This is a genomic window from Nguyenibacter vanlangensis (genome assembly GCF_013376155.1).
In the GTDB taxonomy this organism is placed as follows: Bacteria; Pseudomonadota; Alphaproteobacteria; order Acetobacterales; family Acetobacteraceae; genus Gluconacetobacter; species Gluconacetobacter vanlangensis.
Genome location: NZ_JABXXP010000309.1, coordinates 1 through 3,467, shown reverse-complemented (window position 1 = coordinate 3,467; position 3,467 = coordinate 1). Strand labels below are relative to the sequence as shown.

Genomic DNA, 3,467 nt, shown 5'->3' with positions numbered 1-3,467 from the left:
CAGTCCGGCGGCGGACGGTCGCGAACACCGCGCGCCCCGCCCCGGGGCAATCCCGGCAGCAGGACAGCGAACAGGTGGTGGTGACGGGCACGCGCGGCGCGGTGCGCGCCTCGCGCAGCATGTCGCCGATCGTCATCGTGTCGCATACCGACCTGACGCGCACCGGCCAGCCCAACCTGCGCAGCGCGCTGGCCCTGCTGGATCCGTCGATCAACAACACGCCCGGCTATCCCGGGCAATTGGGCTTCACGACCAAGACCGCGTCCCTGCGCGGCCTGCCGTCGAACGAAACCCTGGTCCTGGTCAACGGCAAGCGGCGCCACACCATCGCGTCGATCTTCTACGGCGGCGCCATGCAGGGACAGTCGCCGGTCGATCTGGACATGATCCCGATGAGCGCGATCGACCATATCGAGATCCTGAAGGACGGCGCGGCGGCCCAGTACGGATCGGACGCCATCGCCGGCGTGATCAACATCATCCTGAAAAAGGCCGATCACGGCGGTTCCGCCGAACTGAGCTATGACCAGTACGCCTCGACGGTCGGCACGCTGGGCGATTACGGCCGGGGCGGCAACCTGTTCTTCAACGACGGGTTCAGGATCGGCAATGCCGGCGGCTATTTCAACCTCGGCGCCGACATTATCGGCAACCAATGGACCAATACGGCGGGATACGCGCCGATGAGCAAGGGCGGCACGCCCACCCTGCTCTATCCCCTGCTGGCCGGCGGGCAGCTCGATCCGCGCGAATACGGCAACCGCTACCGCCAGCTTTACGGCGTGCCGGAGACGGAAAAGCAGGCCGTGTCCTATGACATGGCGATCCCGCTGGGCGATTGGGGGGAATTCTATTCCTTCGCCACCTATGCCCACCGCACCGCCTACGAACCCGGCTGGTACCGGCCGTCCAATTCGTCGCAGAACATCGTCAGCGTCTATCCCGAGGGCTATCTGCCGATCATCTCGACCGAAGACCAGGATTTCCAGTTCACGTCCGGACTGCGCGGCAAGGATTTCCTGGGCTGGGCCTGGGATTTCAGCGTCAATTACGGGCGGGACCAGACGGCGCTGGGGCTGGACGATTCCATCAACGTCTCCCTCGGCCCGTCCAGCCCGCATCATTTCTATCTGGGCACGCTGACCAATTCGGAACTGATGGTGGATTACGACCTCCGCCGCCAGTTCGATACCGGATTTTTCAAATATCCCCTGTCGGTGTCGGGCGGTCTTGAATATCGCTACAACCAGTACGAAATCGGCGCCGGCGAACGCGCGGCCTGGCTCGATGGCGGCTATGTCTTTCCCGACGGCACCAAGGCCCTGCCCAGCGCCGCCGGCCTGGGGGCCTATTATCCCAATGCCGCCGGAACCTATTCGCGCATGAACGGCGCGTTCTACCTGGAATTCGACCAGCAACTGACCAAGGCGCTGTCGGTTCAGTTGTCCGGCCGCAACGAAACCTACAGCGATTTCGGCAACACCGCCAGCGGCAAGATCTCGGCCCGCTACCAGGTCACGCCCTGGCTGGCCTTTCGCGGGTCGGCCAGCAACGGTTTCCACGCCCCCACGCTGCAACAGGAATATTTCCAGAGCGAGGCGACGTTCTATTCCACCAACGCCCAGGCGAACAACGCGCTGATCACCACGACAAACGTCTATTCGTCCGTCAACAATATCGGCGCCCGGGCATTGGGCGCGTCACCCCTGAAGCCGGAGACGTCGCATAATTTCGGGGTCGGCCTGGTGCTGACGCCGATCCGCAATTTCGACCTGTCGCTGGATATCTACCGCATCGACATCTTCAACCAGATCATCCCGCTGACCGTGTCCGGCAACGGCATCACCGGCGCACAGGTCATGAACATCCTTCACGCCAGCGGCGCCGTTCCGAACGACGGCAATTATTACCAATATACGTTCATGCGCAACGCCGCGCATACCGAAACCGAAGGCATGGACATCCAGGCCCATTACCTGACCGATTTCGGCAAGGCCGGCACGGTGCTGTGGGGCGCAATGATGAACCAGCAGCAGCACATGATCAAACGGATCAACCCCCTGGCCATCAACCTCGGCTCGGCGGTCCAGCCGCTGTTTCGGAACGAGATCGGCAACCTGACCACGATCTATCCCCGCAATACCCTCCGCTTCACGGGCACCTGGACCTATGGCCCGGTCGCGACGACGGTGCGCGTGTTCCGCTATTCCGCGACCAGGAACCTGTCCAACCAGGGACCGGCTTATGACGAGACGGTCAGCCCCGCATGGCTGATGGATTTCGACATCGCCTATCGCTTCCGACCGCGTTGGGTTGCGGAAATCGGCGGCAACAACGTGTTCAACAAGCGGCCGAGCGTGCTGAACGCGAAGGCGCAGTCGGCATCGCCGCTCTATCAGATCAATCCCAATTACAGCACCGCGTCCATCTATGGCGCCGAAGGATCGTATTTCTATGCGAAGCTGCGCTATTCCTGGTGACGGCACCATGCCGATCCCGCGTCGCCTGTGCCTCGCCGGTGCCGGCGCCCTTGCCGGCCACGTCTTCACGGCCGGCCTCGCCGCCGCGGCGGAACCGATCGTGCTGTCGGTGGGCGACCAGAACGATTCGCTGCGTTCGCTGCTGGAGGCGGCGGGGGAGGCCGCGCCGACCGGCTACCGCATCGCATGGAAGGAATTCACCCAGGCCCAGCCCCTGCTTCAGGCACAGAACGCCGGAGCGATCGATTTCTGCCGCGCCGGGGACGTCGCCTTTCTGTTCGCCTACGCCTCCGGCGCCCCCATCGTGGCGGTCGGGGCCAACATCACCGGCGGCCAGGGCGCGGCCATCCTGGTGCGCGGGGATTCCGCCATCGCCACCGTCAGAGATCTGAAGGGCAAGCGGGTGATCCTCAGCCCCGCGGGACTGGGCGAGCCCCTCTTGTACGGTCGCCTGGAGCAGGCCGGCCTGACGGCGGCGGATGTCCATGTGGTGCGCGCGGCGCAGAACGTCGCCCAGCTTTCGCTGGCCACGGGGCGGGTCGATGCCTGGGTCACCTGGCAACCTTATATCGCACTGGGGCAGGAGGTGGATGGCGACCGGATCCTGGCCGACGGCGCGGGGATCCTGCCCTTCTACGTGTTCGGGATCGCGCATCGCGACGCCCTGGCCGCCAAGCGCGCGGCGATCGTCGATCTGCAGCGGCGCATCGCCCGCGCGACGGCATGGGCGCGGGCCCATCGTGACCTGTATGCCCGGACCCTGGCCAAGATATCCCATCTGCCCGACGCCGTGGCCCGGCGGTCCGTCGCGGCCAGCCGGCTGGAGGACGTGGCGATCGACGACGGCGTCATCCGCGACACGGCCGCCCTGTATGGCAGGCTGGCCGCGTACGGGCTGATCGCGAAGGGGCTGGACATCAAGGCGGCCTTCGATCCGACCGTGCGCTGGGCGGCGTCCTCTGACGGCTTGGCGCGCGGCATGGCTTG

At 65.2% G+C, this 3,467-nt stretch carries 2 protein-coding genes; both read left to right on the top strand.

Translation table 11 applies throughout. From position 1 onward, the window contains the following. The coding region (locus tag HUK84_RS12905) for a TonB-dependent receptor plug domain-containing protein (protein WP_246285658.1) at positions 1 to 2,480 on the top strand (2,480 nt) is incomplete at its 5' end. A 7-nt stretch (positions 2,481 to 2,487) separates the two neighbouring features. Continuing rightward, the coding region (locus HUK84_RS12900; RefSeq protein WP_176640656.1) for an ABC transporter substrate-binding protein at positions 2,488 to 3,467 on the top strand (980 nt) is incomplete at its 3' end.